Annotated in this window: 24 protein-coding genes, 1 pseudogene and 1 CRISPR repeat array; of the genes and pseudogenes, 10 read left to right on the forward strand and 15 right to left on the reverse strand. The window is 65.9% G+C overall.

The annotated features are described in order from the left end of the window. Window positions 1-141: 141 nt before the first annotated feature. The 3 genes from ACZ7CH_RS24390 to amcA all read right to left on the reverse strand — a co-directional run bounded on the left by ACZ7CH_RS24390 (window position 142) and on the right by amcA (window position 3,058). Window positions 142-888 (reverse strand): integrase core domain-containing protein, encoded by a 747-nt coding sequence (locus ACZ7CH_RS24390; RefSeq protein WP_470374956.1) that lies wholly within the window; start codon window positions 886-888, stop codon window positions 142-144. Between the two features lie 668 nt (window positions 889-1,556). Then, window positions 1,557-2,435 (reverse strand): hypothetical protein, encoded by an 879-nt coding sequence (locus tag ACZ7CH_RS24395; RefSeq protein WP_470374957.1) that lies wholly within the window; start codon window positions 2,433-2,435, stop codon window positions 1,557-1,559. Window positions 2,436-2,437: 2 nt separating this feature from the next. Next, entirely contained in the window at window positions 2,438-3,058 is a 621-nt protein-coding gene (gene amcA, locus ACZ7CH_RS24400; protein WP_470374958.1) for a multiple cyclophane-containing RiPP AmcA, read from the reverse strand. 552 nt (window positions 3,059-3,610) lie between these two features. Between amcA and ACZ7CH_RS24405 the strand changes: the two genes are divergently transcribed. Continuing rightward, entirely contained in the window at window positions 3,611-4,000 is a 390-nt protein-coding gene (locus ACZ7CH_RS24405; RefSeq protein ID WP_470374959.1) for a hypothetical protein, read from the forward strand. Between the two features lie 281 nt (window positions 4,001-4,281). Here ACZ7CH_RS24405 and ACZ7CH_RS24410 read toward each other — a convergent pair whose 3' ends face one another. The 9 genes from ACZ7CH_RS24410 to ACZ7CH_RS24450 form a co-directional block, all read right to left on the reverse strand. Beyond that, window positions 4,282-4,497, reverse strand: a complete 216-nt coding sequence (locus tag ACZ7CH_RS24410; protein WP_470374960.1) for a hypothetical protein — start codon at window positions 4,495-4,497, stop codon at window positions 4,282-4,284. Between the two features lie 33 nt (window positions 4,498-4,530). Beyond that, complete coding sequence (locus ACZ7CH_RS24415) at window positions 4,531-4,956, reverse strand: Imm1 family immunity protein (protein WP_470374961.1); 426 nt, start codon at window positions 4,954-4,956, stop codon at window positions 4,531-4,533. Beyond that, on the reverse strand, window positions 4,944-5,705 hold the full coding sequence (locus ACZ7CH_RS24420; protein WP_470374962.1) for a DddA-like double-stranded DNA deaminase toxin: 762 nt from the start codon (window positions 5,703-5,705) through the stop codon (window positions 4,944-4,946). Before ACZ7CH_RS24420 ends, ACZ7CH_RS24415 begins: the two co-directional genes overlap by 13 nt. 146 nt (window positions 5,706-5,851) lie before the next feature. Beyond that, window positions 5,852-6,145, reverse strand: coding sequence for a hypothetical protein (locus ACZ7CH_RS24425; RefSeq protein WP_470374963.1), 294 nt, complete (start codon window positions 6,143-6,145; stop codon window positions 5,852-5,854). Next, the gene (locus tag ACZ7CH_RS24430; protein WP_470374964.1) at window positions 6,142-6,366 is read right to left on the reverse strand and encodes a hypothetical protein; all 225 of its coding nucleotides are present in this window, start codon (window positions 6,364-6,366) and stop codon (window positions 6,142-6,144) included. Before ACZ7CH_RS24430 ends, ACZ7CH_RS24425 begins: the two co-directional genes overlap by 4 nt. A gap of 249 nt (window positions 6,367-6,615) precedes the next feature. After that, window positions 6,616-7,485: a helix-turn-helix domain-containing protein gene (locus ACZ7CH_RS24435; protein ID WP_470374965.1), complete on the reverse strand. Its 870-nt coding sequence runs from the start codon at window positions 7,483-7,485 to the stop codon at window positions 6,616-6,618. Further along, complete coding sequence (locus ACZ7CH_RS24440; protein WP_470374966.1) at window positions 7,460-8,134, reverse strand: hypothetical protein; 675 nt, start codon at window positions 8,132-8,134, stop codon at window positions 7,460-7,462. Before ACZ7CH_RS24440 ends, ACZ7CH_RS24435 begins: the two co-directional genes overlap by 26 nt. A 53-nt stretch (window positions 8,135-8,187) precedes the next feature. Beyond that, a complete protein-coding gene (locus ACZ7CH_RS24445; protein ID WP_470374967.1) occupies window positions 8,188-9,039 on the reverse strand; it encodes a DUF5753 domain-containing protein in 852 nt (283 codons plus the stop codon). A gap of 87 nt (window positions 9,040-9,126) precedes the next feature. After that, on the reverse strand, window positions 9,127-9,474 hold the full coding sequence (locus ACZ7CH_RS24450; RefSeq protein WP_470374968.1) for a hypothetical protein: 348 nt from the start codon (window positions 9,472-9,474) through the stop codon (window positions 9,127-9,129). 507 nt (window positions 9,475-9,981) lie between these two features. On the opposite strand from ACZ7CH_RS24450, the gene ACZ7CH_RS24455 reads away from it, so the two are divergent. Further along, a complete protein-coding gene (locus tag ACZ7CH_RS24455; RefSeq protein WP_470374969.1) occupies window positions 9,982-10,437 on the forward strand; it encodes a hypothetical protein in 456 nt (151 codons plus the stop codon). A 78-nt stretch (window positions 10,438-10,515) separates the two neighbouring features. Continuing rightward, window positions 10,516-11,829 (forward strand): tetratricopeptide repeat protein, encoded by a 1,314-nt coding sequence (locus ACZ7CH_RS24460; RefSeq protein WP_470374970.1) that lies wholly within the window; start codon window positions 10,516-10,518, stop codon window positions 11,827-11,829. Between the two features lie 314 nt (window positions 11,830-12,143). Here ACZ7CH_RS24460 and ACZ7CH_RS24465 read toward each other — a convergent pair whose 3' ends face one another. Next, a complete protein-coding gene (locus ACZ7CH_RS24465) occupies window positions 12,144-12,929 on the reverse strand; it encodes an alpha/beta hydrolase (protein WP_470374971.1) in 786 nt (261 codons plus the stop codon). A 110-nt stretch (window positions 12,930-13,039) separates the two neighbouring features. Between ACZ7CH_RS24465 and ACZ7CH_RS24470 the strand changes: the two genes are divergently transcribed. Together ACZ7CH_RS24470 and ACZ7CH_RS24475 are read left to right on the forward strand one after the other, a co-directional pair. Further along, window positions 13,040-13,498: a hypothetical protein gene (locus ACZ7CH_RS24470; RefSeq protein WP_470374972.1), complete on the forward strand. Its 459-nt coding sequence runs from the start codon at window positions 13,040-13,042 to the stop codon at window positions 13,496-13,498. Then, on the forward strand, window positions 13,495-13,806 hold the full coding sequence (locus ACZ7CH_RS24475; protein WP_470374973.1) for a hypothetical protein: 312 nt from the start codon (window positions 13,495-13,497) through the stop codon (window positions 13,804-13,806). Before ACZ7CH_RS24470 ends, ACZ7CH_RS24475 begins: the two co-directional genes overlap by 4 nt. A 41-nt stretch (window positions 13,807-13,847) precedes the next feature. On the opposite strand, the gene ACZ7CH_RS24480 is transcribed toward ACZ7CH_RS24475, so the two are convergent. After that, complete coding sequence (locus tag ACZ7CH_RS24480; RefSeq protein ID WP_470375009.1) at window positions 13,848-14,021, reverse strand: hypothetical protein; 174 nt, start codon at window positions 14,019-14,021, stop codon at window positions 13,848-13,850. A gap of 32 nt (window positions 14,022-14,053) precedes the next feature. Then, window positions 14,054-14,581: pseudogene (locus tag ACZ7CH_RS24485) on the reverse strand (DUF5753 domain-containing protein); the annotation flags it as partial. Between the two features lie 1,964 nt (window positions 14,582-16,545). Continuing rightward, a CRISPR array of direct repeats spans window positions 16,546-17,485; the repeat unit is 28 nt; unit sequence GGACCACCCCCGCGTGCGCGGGGAGCAC. Window positions 17,486-18,101: 616 nt separating this feature from the next. On the opposite strand from ACZ7CH_RS24485, the gene cas3 reads away from it, so the two are divergent. The 5 genes from cas3 to cas7e are packed head-to-tail and all read left to right on the forward strand — an operon-like array spanning window position 18,102 to window position 24,321. Further along, window positions 18,102-20,546, forward strand: a complete 2,445-nt coding sequence (gene cas3, locus ACZ7CH_RS24490) for a CRISPR-associated helicase Cas3' (protein ID WP_470374974.1) — start codon at window positions 18,102-18,104, stop codon at window positions 20,544-20,546. Continuing rightward, complete coding sequence (locus ACZ7CH_RS24495; protein ID WP_470374975.1) at window positions 20,543-20,911, forward strand: hypothetical protein; 369 nt, start codon at window positions 20,543-20,545, stop codon at window positions 20,909-20,911. Before cas3 ends, ACZ7CH_RS24495 begins: the two co-directional genes overlap by 4 nt. After that, window positions 20,908-22,539, forward strand: a complete 1,632-nt coding sequence (gene casA, locus ACZ7CH_RS24500) for a type I-E CRISPR-associated protein Cse1/CasA (RefSeq protein WP_470374976.1) — start codon at window positions 20,908-20,910, stop codon at window positions 22,537-22,539. Before ACZ7CH_RS24495 ends, casA begins: the two co-directional genes overlap by 4 nt. Further along, a complete protein-coding gene (gene casB / locus ACZ7CH_RS24505; protein WP_470374977.1) occupies window positions 22,536-23,123 on the forward strand; it encodes a type I-E CRISPR-associated protein Cse2/CasB in 588 nt (195 codons plus the stop codon). The genes casA and casB overlap by 4 nt, the downstream gene beginning before the upstream one ends. A gap of 19 nt (window positions 23,124-23,142) precedes the next feature. Next, a complete protein-coding gene (gene cas7e, locus ACZ7CH_RS24510) occupies window positions 23,143-24,321 on the forward strand; it encodes a type I-E CRISPR-associated protein Cas7/Cse4/CasC (RefSeq protein WP_470374978.1) in 1,179 nt (392 codons plus the stop codon). Window position 24,322 lies beyond the last annotated feature (1 nt).

The following is a 24,322-nucleotide window of genomic DNA, read 5'->3' on the forward strand; positions in this document are numbered from 1 at the left end:
GACACGGTCACGCAGGTGAGTTCGGAACTGGCTCAGCTGCTCATCGAACGTGGTGGCATCATCAGCGACGGCGCGGACCAGGAGACCAGGTAAAGAGTCGCCCCCCGACGTTGTGTCTGCCGAAAACGTCGTCCGTGCAGGTCAGGCTGCGTGGTAGTACTCGTTAAGGATGCCGCCCAGTCGCTGTCGTTGGCGGATGTCGAGGTGGGTGACCGCTGCTTGGTCGGTGATGGGTTGTGGCAGGGCGTGTAGTGGTCGTGCGTTGTTGATGCCTTGGTGGGGTCGGTGGGTGTTGTAGAACTGCTCGTGTTCGCGCAGGGCGTGGAGTAGGTGTGGTTGGTTCCATATGAGGGTGCGGTCGAGGAGTTCGCGACGGCAGCTGCGGATCCAGCGTTCCATGATCGCGTTCATCCGCGGGATGCGGACGCCGCTGAGGACAATCTGGATGCCGGCGTCGGCGAGGATGGTGTCGAACAGGGCGGAGTACTTCCCGTCGCGGTCGCGGATCAGGAAGCGTGCGGGGCTGCCCGCGTCTTCGAGGTCCATGACGAGGTTCCTGGCGGCTTGGGTGACCCAGGAGGCGGTCGGGTGCGCGGTGGCGCCCAGGACGCGGATCCGGCGGCTGGCGTGCTCAATCACCGCGAGTACGTACAGGCTGGTGCCGTTCACCGTGCGGGTCTCGAAGAAGTCGCAGGCCAGTAGAGCGTCGGCCTGCGAGCGGAGGAAGGCCGACCAGGTCGTCGAGGTGCGCTCGGGAGCAGGGTCGATCCCGGCGTCTTTGAGGATCTGCCACACCGTGGACGCGGCGACCGTGATGCCGAGCACGAGCAGCTCGCCGTGGATGCGGCGGTAGCCCCAGGTGGGGTTCTCCCGTGTCAGGCGCAGCACCAGGAGTCGGATTGATCGGATGGTTCGTGGTCGGCCGGGACGCTTGGGACGGGATCTGGCTGCGTGGCGGCGGGCAAGCAGGTCCCTGTGCCAGCGCAGGACTGTTTCCGGGCGCACCAGCAGTCGGAGCCGACGAAGCGTGGCGACCGGGCATCGGTGCAGCAGCACCGCGAGGAACGCGCGATCTCCGGGAGAGAACCGCGGCCGGGTCTGGCCCCAGTTGGCGTTCCAGGACGGTGATCTGATGCCGTAGCGCCAGGATCTCCGTGTCTTTGTACCGGTCGCTCATGGGCAGCAGTCGCAGTAGCGCGAACGCATTGGTCATGCCCACGCAAACCAGTCGGAGCAGCATGGCCGGTCATCATGCCGCGTCACCCGAGGGCGCTGCGGATCTGCGGCCGTACCCAGGAGCTCTTCGATCCCTTACACTACGCGCGGCTTCAACCTGCATGGATGGAGTTGTCGGCAGGCACAGCGCTCGCAGTTCCTCGGGGCAACGCTGCCGCCGGCGCCGGACACATCCTGGAGGTGGTCTGCGAGGTGGCAACCGGCGGTGCCAAACGCCGCTCACCAGGTCTGCGGCACCTGATCTGGGTGCCATGTCGGAGATCCGTGCGTGTTGGCGGTCATCGTGGTGGACACGGTTAGGCGCGACGCGCCGACTTCACCTAACTCCTGCGCGTCACGCTGGACAGAATCGGCTCGGCTTCGGTTCGGAGGTGTGGTTCGAGCAGGTCCCAGTCGCTGCCCTCGCCCACGATCCAGAGGTAGTGGCAGATCGCGGACAGGAGAGCCAGGTTGCCGCTGCGGGTGTGCAGTTCGGGCATGTCGCGGATCCGGCGGGCGGTTGCCGGGTGGAGAAGGCTGTTGCAGTAGAGCGTGGCGAGGTCGTACCCGGCGAACATGGGACGCCAGCTCTCCCAGTCGAGGATGTACATCTGCGGCCGACGCAGATTCGCCCAGTGCAAGTCCGCGTGTGCGGTCGTCCAGCTGACATCCCTGAAAACATCCTCGGACAACACGATGCCGAAGTGGTGCTCGACGCCGCGGATCGTGGAGGCCACCGCACCCAGTTCGTTGTGCCATTCCAGCGGGTGCGTCGCCAGCGCGGTCAGTGACCGGCGCAGGTCCTGCCACCAGGTGCCGGGCAGCTGGGGGTCGTCGTGCAGTACGCCGCCGGGGGCGACCGTCGTCCCTGGGGCGAGGGTCATCACCTCGCCCCGGAGACGACGGCCCCGCAGGTATTCGTCGTTGTTCTGCCAGTCGTGCCACCGGAGAACCGCAGGTTTGGCGACGCCACGGATCGAGTTGGCGGCGACGTTGCCGTCCCAGCGGCAGACGGGCTCGTAGTCGGCGTCCTCCACCACGACCCTCAGCCAGACGTCACCGTCCTGGTCGCGGGCGACTGCGCCGGCTGAGCGCATGTCGAAGGTGTTCACCGGCTCGCCGGCCACGCTCACGTCCAGCGTCGTCTCTGCCACGTCGAGCTGCTTGTCGAGCCAGACCCGTCGTCGCTCGACGGCCCTCTCGACCTCCAGGGCGTCCATGCTCACTTCTTGTGGAACTCGCCTTCTTTGCCCCAACTGCCGCCCTTGCGACCCCAGTCCACGCCGCTGGCGTTCGCGCTCGCCATGGTGCTCACGGCCACCAACTGTGCCCACTCAGTGTCGCCGTTCGACACCATACGCACCATGTGCTCCAAGACCGTCATCGCTTCCCTCCGCCTGGAGTAGTTCGGCAAGCGCCAGGACAGGCGCTTGAACCGCATTTCGGCAGTGGTCGGTCTCGGTCGCGGCGAAGGTGCCGTGTTCGAAGCGTGCTCGATCGGGGGAGTCTGCCCGTCGGCGTTCGCGCCTTCCTTGGCTTCGACGTTGAACCCGACCCATGAGGTGCCCAGCTCTCGCATGAAGTCCAAAACCTGCGCGGCCTGCCCGGTGCCGTCCTGGCTGACGACCGCCAGAACGGTGAAAGGGATGCCGCGTCGGTTCAGCGTCTCGATGCCTGCCACGGTCCGGTCGAACATCGGCCGGCCACCGCGGTCGACGCGGTGGTGGTTGAGTTCCCGAGGTCCATCGATGCTCACGCCCACGCCGATCTCGTACTGCTCGAACACGTCGCACCAGGTGCCGGTGATCGACCTGCCGCCGCCGGTCTGGACTTTGTGCCGCACGCGCCCGCCAAGCGCATGGAGTCGAAGGGCTGCAGCAACTCCACGAACCGCTCGAGCCCGACCGCCAACGGCTCGCCGCCATGCCACACCACCTCGGCCGGCTCCTACGACGCGGTGATGCCGTCCGCGATCGCTGAGGCCACCTGAGGCGTCATTTTCTGCTTCAGGTGCCGTTCGAGCAGGTAACAGTCGTTCGGGACGATTCAAATATCGTGTGGACGGCGACCACACGGCAGACGACAGGCAGGGACACCGGAGGACATCGATCATGTCCAGCGACGCCGCTGCGACGGCGAGGGGAGCGTCCGACGCCGAACCTCGTGCTGATCGCCCGACGGCAGGCCAGGGGATGGGGACGAGACCGACTCGCCAGGGAGTTCGAGCGACTCGGTCGTCAACCGGAGCTCACAACACCTGAGCTGGGCGCCATGGCCAAGGCGATCTACCGGCACGAGACCGACAGGGCCGCGGTACGGGACGAGATCTACATCCGCCTGTACTGCGCCGCGTTCGAGGCCACACCGCATGAGCTGTTCGGCACCCTCGACGCGGGTGCGGCGAACCGCCGGTCGCTGCGAGTTGTACGCGTTCCCCTGGGGTGTCGCGGTCTTCCACCTGGCGGAAGAGCTGAGCGTGCCGAACATCGCCGGCCTGGCGATGGGGCGTCGGCAGACCTACCGGGAGACCCGGCAGTGGGCAACCGAGTGGCTGCGCCAGCGGACCGGCTCGGACACACCCATCGCGCACTACGTGCTGTCGGCCTACTGGCTGCACGAGTCACCGTGGAGCGGCCTCGACCTCGACACCGCGATGCGGTTGTTGAGAATGTCGCGCGTTCTGCTCGATCATGGTACGGACGACGCCGGGCCTTCCCTGCACCACTCAGAGCTCGTGGAGCAGACGGCTGCTGCGCGAAGGATTCCACGACAGCCGGATCGATGAGTTCCGCGGCTTGTCCATAGGCTGCGCGAGCTGGGCCGGCCTCAGCAACTACCCGCAGGCAGCAAGACGAGCACTCCAGATCTCTGACCTGGTCGATTGCGAGCCTCTGGTTCAGGCATTGGCGCCCCCGCCACTTGCGTCACGGTGGGGCCCTCGTCTTGGCAGGGGTTTGAACGCGTGTGCGCTTCTGCGACGCATGGGTCACATGACCGCACTTCAACGCGAGACTTACGAGGACGGCGCCAACGTCCTCCGGCGTCCGGCCAACTGCTCACCCCACCTCAAGGTGGCCGTGCGCGAATGGTGCGACGGTCGTTGTCGACGGTCGTATGGAAGACGGCCCCATCCTTCTGCGCGTCGAGCCCGGCTTGCACGTGGAGAGTGTCGTGGAGTTCTTCGACCGCGTCGGTTGCTACTTCATGCTTGACGTCGCCGGGCTGCTTGAAGCCGTGCCCGGCACGAAGGCGGAAGGCAAGGCGGTGGAGCTGCTGTTGCACCTGCACCTACCGCCGGACGACGGGGCCGAACGATCAACCTTGATCAGCAGCAAGTCGGTGGAGATCCGCGAAGTCCGCGGGGATGTTGCCGCCGTGCTCGAAGTACGCGGTGAGGACTCTCCGCACCGTCTTCAGGGGTACTACCTGCTCGGCGGGGATCTCTTGGGTGTTGGCCGCGAAGTCGAACAGCTCCGTTCCTGCGGCGTTTTGTTCGCTGAGCGTCGCGCGGGCCGGTTCCCACAGCTCGTGCACGAAACCGGACTCTGCGCCGATGCCCGCATACAGGTGAGGGAAGCCATACGGGTCGTCGTTGATCGCGAGCTCGACGATCGCGGGAACCGGCTTGTCGCCGGGCAGCGCGATCACGCGATCGATCAACGCGGACAACTCTTCCTCTGAGTTGACCAGTACGGGAGATTTCGCCGACTCGCGATCAAAAACGGCCTTCAGCGTTGCCACGGTGCCCGTGTCCCTCCTGCGATCGTCTGCTTGTACCCGTCCGAACCGTAGATCGTGAGCGTGGAGCCGGCGGGCAGGATCGCCCCGACGAGCACCTCGCACCCGAAGTCACCGGGACACGGAACGTTGTTGATCAGAACCGTAGCGTGCCGGATGTCGTTGTTGCGCATGTGCACCGCGAGCTTCGTTTCCACGTGCCACGCGGAGAACGGCAGCCCGGGACGCGGAAGCTGGAGCGACTTCAGACACTCCGCGACGTCAGCGGCGTCGGCGCCTTGCCCGCTCACGATCTCCGTGTCATCGACCCCGTCCGCGAACCACCGCCCGTGCGTCTTCTGACCCGTGCTCGCCTCGACGGGCGGGGGAAGCTGATCGCGAAGCTTCTGAACGTGCTCGGGTGAGCCCGGCTTCGGACCACCAGAACGCGCCGGAGATGCGGGAGGCGCGGGTGAAGGCGAAGTTGGCGGGCCGCCGTCGAGTTGCAACCGACTGACCATGCTCTTGATCGCGTCCGCCGCCGAGCCGAGACCCGACGTCAACCCCTCGGGCTCGCGTATGCCCTCGACTGCCTTCGTGAACATGGCACGTGTTTCTTCAACATCCGCTTGAAGCGAACCCGTCCCAGCAGCCCCCAGAAGTTCGTAAGCCTCCTCGGCGAGATCCGCCGCCGCGTGTGCCGCACTGATCGCTTCTTCGATTTTGTTGAGTGCCCCGTTGAGTCCGTCCCCGACCTCGCCGATCGTTGCCATCGCGCCCCTCCGATCGGCATCGATGCTCGCACGAGGCACCGACAAAGCAGGGACCCCGCCAGACGCACGGCCTGGCGGGCGCAGTTGCCGTGCTTGATGTAGCGACTAATACGAATCGCGCCGTGCCTCGATTGAGCGAAAGGGCCTCAGCGCCGGTGGTTTGCCGCTATGGCCGTCAGGTCGACGCGGAAGAACGCGTCGTCGATCGCCACATCCACCTCGGCGTCGACCCACCCGTCCGCGAACACCTCGTCGTCCTCGATGTACAGCCCGACCGGGTCGAGCACCCTGTTCAACGCCGCCAGGTAGTCGCCCACGATCGCTTCGACGTCGTGAACACCGGCGGTCGGGCCGAGATGCGCGCGCACCACACCCTCCAGGGTGGTGGCCTCACCGAGATCGTGCCGGGCCGCCAGCGCACCCAGCGACCGCTCACTCACGCCTGCCTCCCGTGCAGGTCAGTCAGGATGACGATGTCCTTCTTGCCGCCGATGCGCGGGACCGAGCGCAGCTGTTTACGCATGAACTCACCGGCCCGGCCGGCGAACTGCCCGGCAACCAAGCCGGCGCTGACGAGCCAATGCAGCCAGGTGAGGTGAATATCGATGTCGCCAGCCGCAGGGCGACCGTGATCGACTTCCGCCGTGGTCGTAGAGGTCATGACGACATGGTGTCGACCGAGGGCCTCACCCGATCGAGATACCACCCTGCGATCGCGACTTCTGTCCGTGCTGATCAAGCGCAACTGGGTGCGAGGTCATCGCACGACCGCGGTGCTGCCCCGTTGACGTACTAGGTCTTGCCCTCGTCGTACTGCAGGACAACAGGCTCTGCACCGCCTGCGGCTGCCAGTCGGTCAGGCCGTCGGCGTGCGCGGTCGCGGCGGGCCAGGTGGTGGTCTGGGTGCGGACTACCGGATGTGTTGCAGCTCGGCGGCAGCCTCGGCGATGAGCTCCAACGACTCACCATCGCTCAGCGCCATCTCGCTCAGCTTCGTGAACCGCTGCATACATCGCTCGGTCAGGCTTGGGTCTTCGTCGTAGTCGCCTTTGAGGAAGGTTTCGAAGTACGCGACGTCGTTGTGCAGGCGATGCGCGAAGCTGAGCAACGTGAACGGCACGCCCATCGCCGGATACGCACCGGCGCTGCGAGGAATGATCTGGATGGAGACCCTGGGCTGCTCGCTCATCTCCATCAGATGCAGCAGCTGTGCCCTCATCACCAGCCGGCCGCCGACGACCAGTCGCAGCACGGCCTCCGGGAACACCGCGTGGACGGTGAGCGGATCCTTACTGTCGAATCGACGTGACCACGAGTCCCTGACCGCAGCCTGTTGTTCGAGGCGGGCCAGATCATCGCTGTGCAAGGTGATCTTTGCGTAATCGGGGAGCTGGAGCAGCGATGGTACGAAGTCCGTGGTGAACGTGCGCACCATCACGGCCTCGAACACCAGTTGCGGGAAGTCCGCAGCCGGATCGAACAACCTCTCCGAGCCGCCGACAGCCCGCACCTGCTCGGCCTCATACGCCCGCTGCACGACGGCCTGCCACTCGGGAGTGGGCACCTGGTAGACGTATCCGAGCGCCATGATGTCGAGCGGCACCGACGGTTGCACAGCGTTTTCCATTGTCGACAGCTTGGCGCTGCTGAACCCCACTCGTTGTCCTGCCTCAGCAAGGCTGAGGTGACGGGCGTCGCGCCACTGGGCCAGCTGTCGCCCGATAGCGCGTTCGAGCGTCGTGGCGTGGAAGTTCTTAGGCATCCTCGCGTCGACCCACATCCGTCGCGTCGTACAGCTCGTCCAGCGGGACGAAGCTGCAGCCTTGCAGCTCACGAACCAGCGTCACCGCGACCATCCAGCGAGTCAGCGGATCACCGTAGGCAACCTGGACACCCCGGACCGGAACAGGCCCCAGCCTGCTCGGGCGGTACAGCGTTCCCCACACGCCCGCAATCGCGCATTTACGGACCCGGACGGCTACAGCACCGCGTCGAAGTGCCGGACACCACCGCATCGCGAGCGGGACACAGCGGGCACAGACCGGCGGCTCTGCCGACCCCATTCCGTCCGGCCAGCCAGGCCAGTCGTCCCGGTGATCCTTCATCAGCCACAGGACGCCGCTCCGCGTCCGATCTGCGGGTGCCGCGCACACCTGGCACAGCAGCTTGCGCATCGCACGACGCTGCCGGATGGAGTGCACCCTGCCGAACTCCGGCGTGCCTTCACCGTGACGATCCTCTTCCTGAGCCCACAGAACACCGTTCTTGTCGCGGTCGCAAGAGAGTTCGTCGGTGTAGCCGACGCCCAGGCCATCAGGGCGCATCACCAGATCGCGCGGCACGGCTTGTTCAGTCGACCATGCCGTAACGTATGGCGCGATGATCCGGCCAGGCTCGGTCGGCCGCGTAGGGTCCTTGGTTTTCATCATGTGCTTCTCGTATCTCGAACGTGTCTACGGTTTAGGGGCTGTATCGAGCTCGCCTACGACGGCGGGAAAGCTTCGATCTTTTCGTTGTGCGCCGACGCATGCGCACGAGCAGCGTCCTGTGAGCCGACGCACCGGCTGACCAACAGCGCGAGCGAAGCGCTCTCATCCAAGCTCACACTGTCGAGCTGACGCAGAATCGCGTCGTAGCTCTCGACCGCCTTTCTCTCCTCGACGAAGAGACTGGAGTTCTCCTGCGTCAGCCAGATCAGCGGCCTGTGCTTCTTAAACCCCATTCGCGTGAACGAGCCAGCCAGACCCGCGTGTGCACCTGCTGTCGCGGGGACGATCCGGATACTGACGTTGGCCCGGTTCGCCATCAGCATCAGGTGGTGGTCCTGATCGGCGCACACCTGTGGCGCACCCACCGGCAGGTGAAGCGCGAACTCGTGGACGTAGAAGGCACAATCTGCACCGCGGTCAAAGATCTTCTGCATCTCCAGCAACGCGCACAGCCGTTCCTCGACCTCGGTCGGTGGCACGGTGGCGGACGCGGCCAGCGCCGCACGCATGTAGTCCTGCGTCCGAATCAAAAGCGGCACCACGTCCGGCTGCCAACTGGTCAAGCTGTCTGCCGTGGCGAGGTGAGCGATTGCGGTGCGTGGCCAGATCGGCGCACGCATCCCATGCGACTGATGCCAGTTCTCCACAGCTCGTTCCGAGAACAGCTCGAGCAAGCGCTCGCGCTCCACAGCGTTGACCTTCAACGCGCCCAGCATCAGCGCGACCTCGATGGCCGTAACTCCACCTCTGCCGGTCAGCACGTTGGAGACCTTGGACGCATCCCAGCAGAGCTGCTTGGCGAGTTCGCACACCCCTGACTTCGCGGCAGCGACGGCTGCTCGCATACCTGCACCGAATTCACGTCCGCGAGCGCTAGAAACCCTTGTTGGCATAACAATTCCTTGCGTTGATACCACACGTGAACATCTAGGTCAGTCCATAGAGGACTCACGTAGCCTGTGGCGTCGCGGGCTCCAGCATGTGCGGTCCCGTGTCGTTTCCTTCGCTGCATCCACAGCAAGGTGGACGTTCAGCAACATCCGGCACGGCGCTGACACCCTGCGCCAGAACGGCCCGCTCCTGCACTTCCTGCAACGCCCGTTCTCGTCCGGTAGATGCTCAGCAGCCAACACACGCAGCGCGGCGACCAGACCTGGAACATCCAGTCGCATCACCGACAGAGCGGACGCGGCGTCACCATCGGCCGCGACGCACGACACACGGTCGAGGTGATCGTCGAAACGTCGTCGGAGCTCGCCGAACAGGACGAGGTTGCTCATCGTGATCCCTCCGCGGCTAGCTGGCTCGAAGCGACGGCTGAGCCGTCACATCCGGCTGATCGACTACGCCGCGGACAACGTCCTTCGGCAAGGCACCTGCCACGGCTCTGCGGAAGACGCAAAGGCCTTTGTCCGCAGTATTGACTTCTTTGCAGTCCAACGCCGACGTGACGGCCACTGCTGCCCGCGCCAGCACCTGAGCCTCAGCAAGAGTCAATTCGACAACGACCCGAACTACCCTGACGGGCTGCGCCATGCGAGTCTTCCCTCCTCAACAGGGCCCGTGCGGCGCTGACCCACAAGCGTGGGCGCGTCTGCCGTGGTTGATCGCTGAGAGTTCCGCCCTGCTCTATAAGTTCATCGTGATCACCGTGGTTGTCATCGGACGGGCGGCCGACTGCTGAAGCAGGGCAAACCCACCACCGCAGCCGACGGGTTCCATGAGATCGTGACCAGACACAACGGGGCAGATGACATTCGATGACATCCGCGGAGGAACTAGCGAAGATGGTTCGACACCTGACGATCACCGGTAGCCGCACGATCCTCGATGAGCGCAAGCTTCCCGGCTTGTTTGATGACTACCTCAAGCCGTTCGCCCACGCAGAAGCCCACTTCTACATCGGGGGCGCCGTCGGCATCGACACAGTCACCTTGAACTGGCTCGCTGACCACAGCGAGGCATCGTTGACCGTCGTGGTGCCCTGCGGAGTGGCCGACCAGCCGGCGGAGGCTGCTGCTTCCATCCGCCGCTTGCAGGCAGCTGCCCGGCTCGCTGATGTCGTGGAGTTGGGCGCTGACCGGTTGGGCACTGAGGCTTACCACGCGCGCAATCGCTGGATGGTCGATCGAAGCGGCTTCGTGGTCGGTTTCCCCCACGGCAACGAATCGACAAGCGGCACCTGGTACACCCTGAACTACGCCGCCGAGCTGGGGAAACCGCGAATGATCATTCCTATCTGACCGCACTCGGACGATTTGCTGGACGCGGATGGTGTACTGGACGTTGTGACCACTACCGATCGGGAATCAGGGGCGCGCTTGCTGCGGTTGCTGCGCGAGGGGCGTGGCTGGTCTTGGGCCGATCTGGCTCGAGGACTACGGGACACCGCGCGCCTGCTTGCGGTCACCCCGTTGACGAACAGGCAGGTCGCCAGCATCCAACGCACCGTTGCGCGATGGGAAAGCGTTTCGGACCGCACCAGCCCTGGCGATCGCTACCAGCTCCTTCTGGCGCATCTCTACGCGCGGACCTCAACTGGTGACCTGGCGCTCGGCCCTGGATCTGACTTCGACACGCTTCTGGATGCTCTTCGCCATTTCGGAACGTCGCCGCAGCGAGTACGCGAGCTGATCGAGCTCGTCACCCGTGGCACAGAACGCAATGGCGGCGAAGTGATCACGCTGCTCTCACCCGCGACGCGGTCGAGCATCGCCATGATCGAGCGCGATCCTTCGAAGCTCGACCATGAGGTCATCAGCCGGTTGCACGAGTCGGTCACGGCGATCAACGGTCAGGTCGGCGCGGTTCCGTTCGTCCGCCTCCAACTTCAGCTCGCCCCCATCGTCGAGTCCTGCCGTCGGTTGCTGAAGCACGATAAAGATGGCACACGACAAGAGCTGACTTTGCTTGCAGCCAATGCCTATTCGCTGGCCGGTCGCTTGGCCTTCGAGACTCGCGACGATGAGGCGGCGATGGCGCTGTACGACGAGGCCGTCCGCGCGGCTGGTCATCTGGCGGACCGAAGCCATCGAGCCGCGATCCAGACGAGCCGCACCATGGTGATCTTGCACGCGACTGACGACCTGGCGGCGGCGCGGAAGATCGCTCGTACCGCAACCCTTGACGCTCACCATAGTTCCAGTTACGCGGTTCGGGCTCGCGCTCACGCAGTGCATGCCGAGATTTGTGCTCGGTTTGGCCAAGCCGACGAGGCAGCTTCCGCCTTGGAGCGAGCGTGGAAGACCGTCGAGCAGCTGACCGTCGATGACCCGCACGGCGGGTTCAACGGTGACCGCTTGCACGGGTTTGACGGCCTGTGCGCTCTTCACGCAGGCGACGCGGACCACGCACACGACAGCCTCAACCGGTCGGTGTCAACTCTGCGGTCATCACGGGACGCCGTCCAGCGCGGCATCGTCAGCACCGATCTGGCGCTCGCGCGGTTGCGTCTCGGTGATCCCGCCGCCTGTGTCGACCTCCTTCACGAGGCCGTCGACATCACTGCGACCACTGGTGGTCGGGTTGCAGCACAGCGGATCCGACTGGCTCGGCGCAGTCTCCGGCCCTGGCGGACCGAGAGCTTCCTGGTCGAACTCGACGACCACATCCACGACGCCTTGATCGGAAGCTGAACACACCTGGATGTATGGCGACCGCGACGCTGATCGCTCGTGGTGATGTATCGCGCTTGCTGCTGAACAGTCGGGCGATCGAGTACCGATTTTGGCTGCGTGCCTCATCCATGTGAGTGAAGCGAGCGCTAGACTGTAACCAGCTTGGTCTAATGCAAATTGAAGTTGGAGAAGCTCCAAGCGCATGCCGTCCAGTGAGGATGGGTCTGCTGCTCGGCGCGGATCCGCGCTTCCTTGGGGTTAGCCGAGCGTGCAGTGCATACCGATCACGGACGTCGTGCCGACGATGACCGGCGCGTACAGGGACTCACAGTTCACGACTCCTCCGACATGCCATGTACCAGCCAGTCAACGGTTACCAGGATCGCCTCGGCTTCACGCTCTCGTGTGTCGAAGCCGTGGTCAGATCCCGCGACCGTGTGGAAGTCGCAGTTCACGCGCGCAGCCGCAGCCTCCCGTGCCACGTCATAGGAGACATAACTGTCTTGATCACCGTGAACAACCAGCGCCGGGCGGATGTCACGGATGAAGTCCTCGACTGGTTCGTACCTGCTGAACTCGTCGAACATGACGCGACCGAGCCGGAACTCGCCGTCGATGAGCAGGTAGCCGTGGGCGTGCAGAAACTCCTGCTGATCGTGGTTGAAGTTCTCGATGCCCCACGGTAGCTCGGGTGCCACGAAAGTCCGTCGAAGATCGAGTACCGGGTTCCACAACACGATGCGCGCCACAACATGCCGCCACCACGTCAAGGAAACCGCAGTCGACACCGCGCCGAAGCTGCCGGCGACGACCGACAGGGGCGCGGGCAGTTCCTGCCGGGCGTACTCGACCGCTGCCTGCAGGTCCAAAACTTCCCCGGCGATCGTGACGCCCTCCTGGGCGCCACCGCTCTCACCGTGCCCGCGGAAACTGAACCTGAGCACGTCGAAACCGTTCGCCACCAACTGCTCGGCAAGCCGCACGAACATGCCACCCTCGTCCATGTCGACGGTGATGCCATGCGCCAAGATCACCGCCCCGCGCGAGTTCACGGCGGACCGGTGAAACGCGGCGTCGAGCCGCACACCATCGAGAGCGTCCAGGCCAACTCGTTGCACGTCGACGACCCCCCGGCTTCAGAGACTTGCGGCCGATGATCACGGTATCGAACTGATCAAGGAAGCTCAGCGCTACACGCCCGCCTGGTCACCGTCGGCACCATGATCGAGTGCTGGACCGCGCCAAACGCATACGCTCAGCGCGCAAGTCGACGTCACTGCAAAACCGCACGCAGGATGACCGATCCGACGCTGCACGCATCGAATCGAACATACGTGCGATCGTGCTGGTAGGTTCTTCCATCATGGACCGGCCGCATCTCGAACCGTCTCACGTGGACGGTTCTCTCACCGTCAGGTACGACTCCACCGGCCAGCCTGTGGCTGTCCTGCCCGCGCGATGCACTCTCGGACGGCACACGCTCCGCCACTTCGAGTTCCGCGCGGTCGTGCACTCCGGCCACGCTCATATCAGCTGTCTGGCCTGCGCCGCCGACGGCGTGGACCACACCTGGACGCTGATCACCTCCGCGTCGGCTCCCGGCCGCGCCGAACTGTCCGAGAAGCTTTACTTCGACCTCGTTCTGCGCCGCGGCCGCAAGGCCATCGTCCCGCTGAGGCAGCCATGACGCTCAACAGCCCGTTCACCACCTGGGAAGGTGACTACGTGCACGGCTGCAGACCTGTGCTCACCGGCGTCGGCATCCGGCTGGTCCGGCTGTTCGCCCGCGTGCCAGGTGCGCCGTGGCACGTCATCGAGACCGGCTTGGATTTGACGGGCGAGGTGCAAGGCCGTCTGCACGGACGCTTCCCGAGCGCCGAGGGCGACTGGCTGGGTGTGGTGGACTACGAGATCGGCTACGCCGACGGCAGACCGGGCAAAGTGCACTTGATCGACCAACTGGTTCCCTTTCACGTGCTACGACCGCGACCCTAGATCGAGCACACCGGCTTCTGGGCCCTGGATCACCACGCTGCCTACAGTGTGCTGTGATCGCCGGCGAGGTTGCGCCCGGCCAACTCCCGGCCGAGCAGCGCGATGAGCGCCGTGGACCGCTCCGTGTCGAGGCTGGCTCGATCGAGCGCGCGGATGACCGGCTCGTAGCCACGGGTGGCCGTCTCGCCTTCGATAATGAGGTTGAACCTTCGCACTCCACGTACACCAGCGGTGCGCACCCGGCAAAGGTCAGCATGGTGAACGGCCCGCGCATGCCCGCGTGCGCACCCGTCGCGGCGGGCAGCACCCGCAGGTCGACCTGGGGACGCACGGCCATCCGAAGAAGGTGATGGAGCTGCTCGCTGTGAACATCGGATCCACTCACGTTCAGCCGCAACACCGACTCGTGAAGAAAACACACGTACTCCATGTCCCTCCACACAGGATTCGAACGGTGCTCGGACCGCAGGCGCGGACGCGACTGGGTGTCCGTGATCGACGTGGCGGCCGCAGCGGCGCGTACCGCACTGGTGTACGCGGGCGTCTGCAGGAACTCCGGCACGAGCAACGGCTGCCAGCTGACCAGCTTCTTGGCTCGCGCGAGATGCTCCACGATGGTGCGCGCCGGCATGCCCGCCTCGTGCGGCTGCCACCAACTCACGTCGAACATGTTCTTGGCCAAGGCCAGCAACCGGTCACGCTCAGTGGGATCGACCCGGCAAACTCCCAGCAGCGACGCCAGATCGAGCTGACTGGCCCCGACCTTGCCGTGCATCAGGTTCGACACTTTGGACGGGTCTCACCCCAACCGGGCGGCGATCTCGCGGCCGGAGAAGGTGGTAGCCGCGACCGCGGCTCGCAAGGCATGCCCGAACTCGCGGCTTCTCGCTGTGGTCCCTCGTGACAACATGCGACTTCCTCGTGGTGACTGGAACCCGTCATATGAACGGGTACACAGCCAACCTCCGCCCGTTCGCCCTACACCAGATCGGGAACCGGCTGTCGATCCACCACGAATCCGGCACGCACTACAACTGGCCTGCGACATCACCACCGCGGACAGCGCGGCCCCGATCGGGTGGTTGTGCTCGTGCCGTAGCACGCCACGCCGGACAAGAATCTGCTTACGGCCAGCCGGAACCTCCGCGCGTGCGAGGCGAACCAGCTGCGGGTCGCTGGAGCGCAACGCGACCTTGGGTCCACCCCCGCGCATGCGGGGAGAACCTGGTTGTGCCGAGCGTGACTCTTCCCCTGTCGGGACCACCGCCGCGCGGGGAGCACCGCTTCATCGAGATCGAAAGCAGCCACGGCGCGGGACCACCCCCGCGTGCGCGAGGAGCACCACCGCTGCCCAGTGCTCCGGTACGAGGCCGAGGGACCTCTCGCGTGCGCGGGGAGAACCGTCCTGCTATTCGGCGTCATGGAAATGGCGCTGGGACCACCCCCGCGTGCGCGGGGAGAACCTCGAACGGCTCGACGAGGCGATTCCACAGTCCGGACCACCCCCCGCATGCGCGGGGAGCACGTACTCCGTGTCGGGAATCAGTTCCGGATCGGGGGACCACCTCCGCGTGCGCGGGGAGCACGTCGGCCCGGACGGCGTCGCCGTGCGGCGCATGGGACCACCCCCGCGTGCGCGGGGAGCACGACACGACGGCGGAGACGGTGTTCGCCGCCGCGGGAATGGGGAGCACGACACGACGGCGGAGACGGTGCTCGCCGCCGCGGGACCACCCCCGCGTGCGCGGGAGCACCATCGCGTTCCTTTCCGCCACCACTGCCTCGGCGGACCACCCCCGCGTGCGCGGGGAGCATATGTTCGTGCGCCGCAACGAGGTGGGCTACCTGGGACCACCCCCGCGTGCGCGGGAAGCACGGCGCCGTGCCGCGCGATCACTTCGCGCACCAGGGACCACCCCCGCGTGCGCGGGGAGCACTCCTCGGCGAGGGGCCGCACGCCAGGTAGGCGCGGACCCCCGCGTGCGCAGGGAGAACATCGGCATCGCCGTTCCGTCCGAGCTTCGTGACGGACCAACCCCCCGCGTGCGCGGGGAGAACAACTGGTCCAGCGCCGGGTTCGGCCACTTCCAGGGACCACCCCACGTGCGCGGGGAGCATCGGGCGGCCGAGCGGATGAGCACGAAGCCCAAGGGATCACCCCCGCGTGCGCGGGGAGCACTCGCTGATCAGCCGCCAGATCGACGGCGGGAACGGACCACCCCCGCGTGCGCGGGGAGCACAACTCCCGCATCCAGGGCCGGGTGAGCAACGACGGACCACCCCCGCGTGCGCGGGAGAACTTGCGGGCCTCCTGCATGCGCGGGGAGAACGCCCGTGCGGTTCAACTGGAGGCAGCCGTGTACGGACCGTCCTGCGTGCGGGGAGAACTCCTGTGTGCCCGCGGGTGCACAGGTCGCCGGGGGACCATCCCGCGCATGCAGGGAGAACAAGGCGTTGCACGACCTTCCGCAGCTCATTGACGGACCATCCCCGTGCGTGCGGGGAGAACGTCATGCCCGATGCCGCCATTCGCTCCATCGAGGGACCATCCCCGCGCGTGCGGGGAGAACACTTGCTGACCAGGGGCGTTGTGGAGTCTAGCGTTGTTCTAGCTTCAGGTTGCTTGGTGCTGTGTGGCCATCATGATCACTTGGCAGCCTTCAATGGTTGGCTCAACCGCGACCACCCCCGCGTGCGCGGGAGCACATCGTCTGGCCTGGTGCGTAGCCGGGATCCCACGGACCACCCCCGCGTGCGCGGGGAGCACGTGGTGGTGACGGGCCGGCTTCGTCAGTGTTCGGGACCACCCCCGCGTGCGCGGTGAGCACATCGGTGAGGTTGATGTCGGCAGTGCGGATGACGGACCCCCGCGTGCGCGGGGAGCACGCCGTGACCGGTCCCGACCAGGCGCTCGTCGACGGACCACCCCCGCGTGCGCGGGGAGCACGTCGAGCCTCGGGGCCCGGATGCCCCGAGTGAGGGACCACCCCCGCGTGCGCGGGGAGCACTCGAACGAGCAGGCTCGGACCAAGACCGGCCACGGACCACCCCCGCGTGCGCGGGGAGCACGACGACAGGCTGTTCGCGAGCTGGTCGTTCGACGGACCACCCCCGCATGCGCGGGGAGCACTGAGCGTAGGTCCGGATCGGGTGGAAGTGGGGTAGGACCACCCCCGCGTGCGCGGGGAGCACGACGCGATCCACGCTTCGTGGCCCTGCCAGGGCGGACCACCCCCGCGTGCGCGGGGAGCACCTCGGCGGAAGCATCCTGCTCATGTGGGAGGGCGGACCACCCCCGCGTGCGCGGGGAGCACGAAAGGAGGTGCGCCATGTTCCTGCTCTGCCTGGGACCACCCCCGCGTGCGCGGGGAGCACCCGTTCGAGTTCCACCGGGACGACGCAGTCGACGGACCACCCCCGCGTGCGCGGGGAGCACATCGGGATGCTCGCGGTGAGGTCGCCGCGGGCGGGACCACCCCCGCGTGCGCGGTGAGCACGGGCCGAACTCGCGGCGAACGCGGCGAGGCTGGGACCACCCCCGCGTGCGCGGGGAGAACCCGCTCGCCGACCTGGTGAGCCACACCGTGCCGGGACCACCCCCGCGTGCGCGGGGAGCACATGGTGTTCGCGACCTGCCAGCCGACGCGGAACGGACCACCCCCGCGTGCGCGGGGAGCACACCGCACGCCAGACCGAGAAGCCGGAAGTCACGGGACTACCCCCGCGTGCGCGGGGGCACACCAACGTGGGCGTCGCGGTGGCGGTGCGGACGGGACCACCCCGCGTGCGCGGGGAGCACCACAAGCCGGAGGCCGACATCACCCCGCTGTGCGGACCACCCCTGCGTGCCCAGGGAGACGCCGGGCGCGAACCGCACCCGCCAGAGCGCGGTGGGACCACCCCCGCGTGCGCGGGGAGAACGGTGGCTATTCCGGCGGCGTCCATAGGGGTCACCCCTGCGTGCGTGGAAGCACCTCGCAGGCCGGCGTCACCGGTCTTCAGGCCTGCCAGGCGTATGAGTCACCGAGGTGTAAGCGAAGGTCGACTGCTTATCCGTTGTGGAGTTGTCAAAGATCGGTTGGGCGTCCAGGGGGTCCTTGGGGCGAGTGACAGTGGAACAAGATAGCTGTACCTAACCGCCGACGGTCTCTGGAGGCTCCGGGCCAGCCGACTGAACTGTCGATAAGTCGAAATTACCTGGAGATCAGAGCGCCTTTACTGCAAGTGGGTGATTCTTGATCCGAATGGCGTACTGCCTCCGAATCTCGTCGATCGGTGCTTCGTGATCTGCTTTTATGGCCGCTCTCGCTTGTCGTGGTGGTGAGTCTTCTGATCGGGTGTGGAGTGCGGTGAGCGTTGATGGTCACAAGCCGTCGACCTGGGCGGCTTGGGGAAAGTCTGCGGGTCGCGGTGTTCCGCATCCGCTGTTGTGCCACGTGGTGGACACGGCGAGTGTGGCTTCGCGCTTGTTCGATCTGGTGCTGGGGCCACGTAGCCGCGATGAGCTGCGGAATGCGTTCTCGGTGCTGGGTGATGCCGTTGGCTGGATAGCTCTGCTCTGTGGTCTGCATGACCTGGGGAAGTACTCGCCGACGTTCCAGGCGTTGCATGTGGATCTCGCAGAACAGCGTTTCGGTGAGGTAGCGGAGGCCGACCTGCGACGAGTGCAACGGCAACGCGGCCTCCCGCGTCTGGACACACCGCATGGACTTGTCACGGCGCTACACATGAAAGACATGCTTCTCGGCTGGGGCGCGGAGAGCAGCGCGGCCGAGCGGATCGCAGTCGCGCTCGGCGGGCATCATGGCTATTTCCCGGCCGGTCAGGAGTTTGGGCAGGCGCGGGCGCAAGTCAACAATCACGGCGGGGCACGGTGGAAGGCCTGGCGTGACGATCTGGTCGACATGGTGATTAAGGCGCGCGGCCTGCCTGATCCGCGCACGCTTCCGTGGAACGAGGTGCGTCTGAGCGCGGCAGCTGCTGTTGCTCTGGCCGGGTTGACCACAGTCAGCGACTGGATCGCCTCGGACGAACGCAACTTCTTATCACCCGAGCACGAAGCCGATCTAGAGGATTACCTCCGCGTCTCCGACGCTCGAGCGGTCAAGGCTGTCGATGGACTTGACCTGCAGCCATGGGAGCCCCCGCAGGACACCAGCTTTGCCGCTCTGTTCACCGCCGCCCCGCGGCCCGTGCAGGCGGTGATCGAGCGGCTGGTCCAAGGTCGTACCGAACCCACGATGCTCGTGGTCGAAGCCCCGACCGGCGAGGGCAAGTCCAAAGGGGCATTGCAAGCCATAGCGACCTTGGTCCGCGACCTCGGCCTCGTCGGCAGCTACGTGGGGATGCCGACGCAGGCGACGAGCCACCAGATACTGGCCGAGTTCGAGACGATGCTGACCTACCTCGGCGACTCGACGGCAGTGCGCTTGATTCACTCTAACGTCAAGGAGTTCCTGGACAACAAAGCCGCCACACCCACCGAAGTCGGACCGGACCACCCCGAGGACTCCGATGTCGCCGCTCAGGAGTGGTTCACGCGCAAGAAGAGCCTGCTCTCGCCGCTGGGGGTAGGCACGGTCGATCAGGTGTTGAAGGCGGCGATCCGGTCGGGGCATGTGTTCGTGCGGCTGGCAGCGCTGTCGAACAAAGTGGTGGTGATCGACGAGGTACATGCCTACGACACCTACATGTCGACCTTGCTGGACCGGCTGTTGATGTGGCTGGGACGCATGGGCGTATCGGTGCTGCTGCTGTCGGCGACACTGCCGTCACGGCGACGTGAGGAGCTGACTGCGGCGTGGCGAGCCGGAATGCTGGACTGTGTGCCGGGCGATGTGTCGGCGTTGCCGTCGTCGACGGCGTATCCGCGGGTCACCATGGTCGGCAGCGGCACAAGCGTGGTCGAGCCGACAGGTGTGTCCGAGCTGAATCGCGAACGCTCTGTACAGCTGGAATGGGTCGACGATGACGACATCGTGACCTGGGCCCTTGAACGCGCCATCGGCGGCAAGAGCGTCGCCATCGTGCACAATCTCGTCAATCGGGCGAAAGTAACCAGCGACGCGCTGAGGAAGAGGATCGCCACGCTGCCGGCGACGAAGCGGCCGCAGTTGATCACGATCACCGGTCAGCTTGCCGCTGGTCATCGCAGGACGGTGGAAGCCGATCTGCGCGCGACGTTCGGACCTGGCGGCAGCAGACCCAAGCACGGCGCGATCGTAATCGGAACACAGGTGCTGGAGCAGAGTCTCGATCTGGACTTCGACGTGATGCTTACCGACATGGCCCCGATCGACTCGCTGATCCAGCGTGCCGGACGCGTGCATCGCCACGACCGAGACAAGGACAAGGCACGCGGCGCGCTCACGCTGGCGATCACCGGCGTCACGGACACGCTGGCAGGCCCGGTGTTCCCGCCGTATCTGACCAACGTCTACGCGCCGATGGTGCTGCTGCGGACATGGGCCCTCCTGCGCCACAGAAAGAAGTTGACTTCGCCTGATGAAGTGCCGGTGCTGATCGACGCGGTGTACGGGCCCTCCGAGGCGGTTGAGTGTCCGCCGGGGTGGGAGCAAGTGTGGCAGCGTGCCGACGAGCGGCTGCGTCGTGCGCACGCCAAGGACACTCACGATGCGCGACTGATGTATCTGCCGCTGCCGGTCGCGACGGACCGGCTGGCCGACATGACCGTGCGCCCTCAGAACCCCAGCAAGACCAGAAAAAGCCGCTACCGGTGATCGAAGACCATGACAAGGAGACGCGTGAAATCCGAGTCGATGTCGTGCTGCTGCATCGCATCGACGATGGACGTACTGTCGCGGTGTGTGGAGGCCTGCCGGTCTTGCTGTCCACGGCAGAGCCCATTCCGGCAGATGTGCTCCCGGAGCTGTTGGACTCCCGCACGACCTTGACCTCGCCCGCAGGTGTGCCGGCAGCCGTGGTCAAAATGTTGCTGGATACCGCGGTACCGCCGTTGTTCGAACAGTCGCCCTGGCTGAGCAAGCATCGAGCACTGGTCCTCGTCGACGGTCGATGTCAGGTCGGTGACCACGTTCTCGCCTACGACGAGAGGATCGGCGTCTACGCCGAAGAAGTCCAGTGACCACAACCCAACCCGCTTCCTTCGACCTGCGCACCGAGCCCTGGCTACCCGTGGTCGACCTCAACGGCCACCAGGAACTCGTCAGCCTGGCTCGTCTCCTGACCAGCGCACATCGCTTGCGCCGTCTCGCCGGAGAGACGTCGTCCATGACCGCGGCGCTGCACCGGCTCCTGCTCGCGTTGATACACAGGGTCTACGGACCGCCCTCGGAAGCCGCATGGGCCGAACTGTGGAAAGCACCGCGGTTGCCATTCGCGCCACTGGCCACGTACCTGCGCGACAAGAAGAGCCGATTCAACCTCTTCGATGATCGCCATCCGTTCATGCAGTGCCCAGGCCTGTCCACGCTGACACCCGCCACCGCAGCCAAGCTGGTGCCTTACCGGTCCGTGGGTAACAACGTCACGTTGTTCGACAAAACTCTCGCGACCGACCGGATCCTGCTCACGCCCGCGGAGGCAGCGCGCTGGCTTGTCACTGCACAAGCCTTCGATCCCGGAGGTATGAAGACACCGTTCGAGAAGGACAAGTCCTCCGAACGCGCACCCTGCGGTTCGCTCGGCGTCATCATCGTGGAAGGCCACACACTTAAGGAAACGCTGCTCCTCAACGCGCTGATTTACCGGCCCGAGCACGGCCAGCCAGCGCCGAACACGGCGGCGGACGACAGCCCGGTGTGGGAGCAGCCCGACCCTCCAGACCCTCGGCCCGACAGAGGCACGGCGCGGGGATGGACAGAGCTCCTGACGTGGCCCGCCCGCCGCATCCTGCTGTCGACAAGGCGGACTGACGACGGCGTCATGGTCGACGGCGTCACCCTGACATCAGGCACACGCCTGCAAGCCGACCTCGCGAGCGAGGAGATGATGGCCGCGTTCCGCAAGCCGACCGACCAGAAAGGCAAACCGAAACGGGACGCGCCGATGCTTCCGGTTCGGCTGCATCCGGTACGCGGAGTGTGGCGCCACAGCGTGGAACTGCTGATGACCAACCTCTGGGAAGAAGGCAAAACACGGCAGCGACCTCGCACCCTGGAACAGATCTCCGAGCTCGCCGAACACGGACACATTCCTGCCGGCGCGGAGTACACGCTGCGCGTGTTCGACCAGAAGCTGGACTCGAAAGCCTCGGTGGTCGAGACCTGGCTTGAAGAGGTCGTCCCCGCACCGGTCGCCTTGCTGCGTGCGAAGGACAAGACGCTCGGCGCGCTGCTGGGCTGTGCGATTGCCTACGCCGACGATGTCGGGGCCGTGCTGCGCCAGATGCAACGCGGCTATCGGACAGAGAAGCAGGGCAACCGGGAGAACAAGCGGGTCACGCCCACTTGGAGTCTCGATGTCGAGTACTGGCCGAAACTGAGCCGACCGTTCGGGACGTTCCTCAAAGACGTCGCTCGGGCGCACGACGCAGGCGTCTCCGAGGCGGACGCCACGCAGACGTGGCAGAAGCGGGTTGCCGTGATCGCACTGCGCGCCGTCGAGCACTGGGCGGAAGGCTGTCCTGCCGAAGGGCACGACCTTGTGGTCCTGGGTAAGTACCACGGTCAGTTCCTCGGACGCCTCGACAAGCTGACCCGCATTTTCCACGCCGAGGTCGCCGCCTACGTCACCACGGAAGGAGCCGCGTGAGCACCCCGATCGTCGACCGGCGCCGCGCGTTCACCAGCTACCTCTACAGTCTGCACCGCGGAGTGCAGTCGTCGAACTCTCAACGTGTGTCCGAGTGCCGGCAGATCCTGGCCCGGCTGCGCCGCAGCTTCTCGGGACCCCGACAGCAGGCCGAGGCCTACGACATCGTCTTCGCACACAACCCGCCCGAGTCCGAGCAAGAAATCTGGCTGTTGGTGGCCGGGTTGTTCGCCCTGCACCCGCAGCCCCGCCGGAACACGCGCTCGCTCGGCGCCTCCATGGGAAAGCTCGCGACACAGCGCGGAGCATCGGTGAACCGCCGGTTCACCCAACTCCTCGCCCGCGACCGCACCGCACTGGCCCATCAACTGCGCCAGACCATCCGCCTGCTCGACAGCGAGGACGTACCGGTCGACTACGACCAGCTCCTCACCGACCTCGTCATCCTCCTCGGGGATCGCTACCGCGACGACGACGCACAGCGCATCCGACTCCGCTGGGCCCGCGAATTCCACTACCGCCCGGCACCCCGCGAGTCCACCGAGGACCACGACCAACCCGACGAACCCGCCGACATCCACTGAAAATCGCGGAGAACCTCCAGTGATCATCGAACTGCACCTGCTCCAGTCGTTCCCGGTCAGCAACCTCAACCGCGACGATGTCGGCCAGCCCAAGACCGCCACCTTCGGTGGCCACACCCGCGGCCGGGTCTCCAGCCAGTGCCTCAAGCGCGCGGCACGCCAGCTGTTCAACGACTACGGCCTCGACAAATCCGAAACCGCGGTCCGCACCAAGCGACTGCTCGAACGTGCCGCCGACGCACTGGCCACCAGCGGGCGTGACGCCGAGGTCGCGGCGAAAGTCGTCGCGACCGGACTGCAGCAGCTTGGGTTCGGCGTGGACAAGAACAAAGGCCTCACCGAGTACCTGCTGTTCGTCGGCCGGCACGCCATCGATCACCTGACCAGCTACTGCGACACGAACTGGGACACGCTGCACGCCATCGCAGCCAAGGCCGACGCCGATGCCGAAGCAGCGAAAGCCAAGCGAGGTAGGAAAACCGATGGTGACGAGCCGAAGATAAACGGCAAGGTGAGCAAGCCGAGCAAGGAAGCGATCGCGGAAGCACGCCGCATCCTCGACGCCAGCCGCGTCGCCGACGTCGCCCTGTTCGGTCGCATGATCGCCGACAACAAGGACTTCAGCGTCGAAGCAGCCTCCCAGGTCGCTCACGCCATCAGCACCCACGCCGTGGTCAACGAGTTCGACTACTACACCGCAGTGGACGACCTCAAGCCCAAGGAAGAGTCCGGCGCCGACATGATCGGCACCATCGACTTCAACTCCGCCTGCTACTACCGCTACGCCAACCTCAACCTCGACCAACTCGCCAATAACCTCGCCGGCGACCAGGACCTGATCACCCGCACCGCCCGAGCCTGGTTGTACTCCTTCATCCACGCGGTGCCCAGCGGCGCACAGAACTCCATGGCCGCCCGCACGATGCCCGACACCCTCCTCGGCGTCGTCCGCGACCGCGGCGCCTGGAACCTCGCCAACGCCTTCCAGAAACCCGTCACAGACCCCGACATCATGGGCGCCTCCACCGACCGCCTCACCCAGCACTTCCACCGGCTGCGCACCTTCTACGGCACCACCGACCTCCGCACCGTCGCCGCGGCCTCCGTCTCCGGCGACGTGCCACACCTCGACGACACCGACATCGTCACCAGCATCGACGACTTCACCAACCGGATCCTCACCGGAGCAACGGCCTGAC

It is taken from the genome of Lentzea sp. NPDC037011 (genome assembly GCF_055607425.1).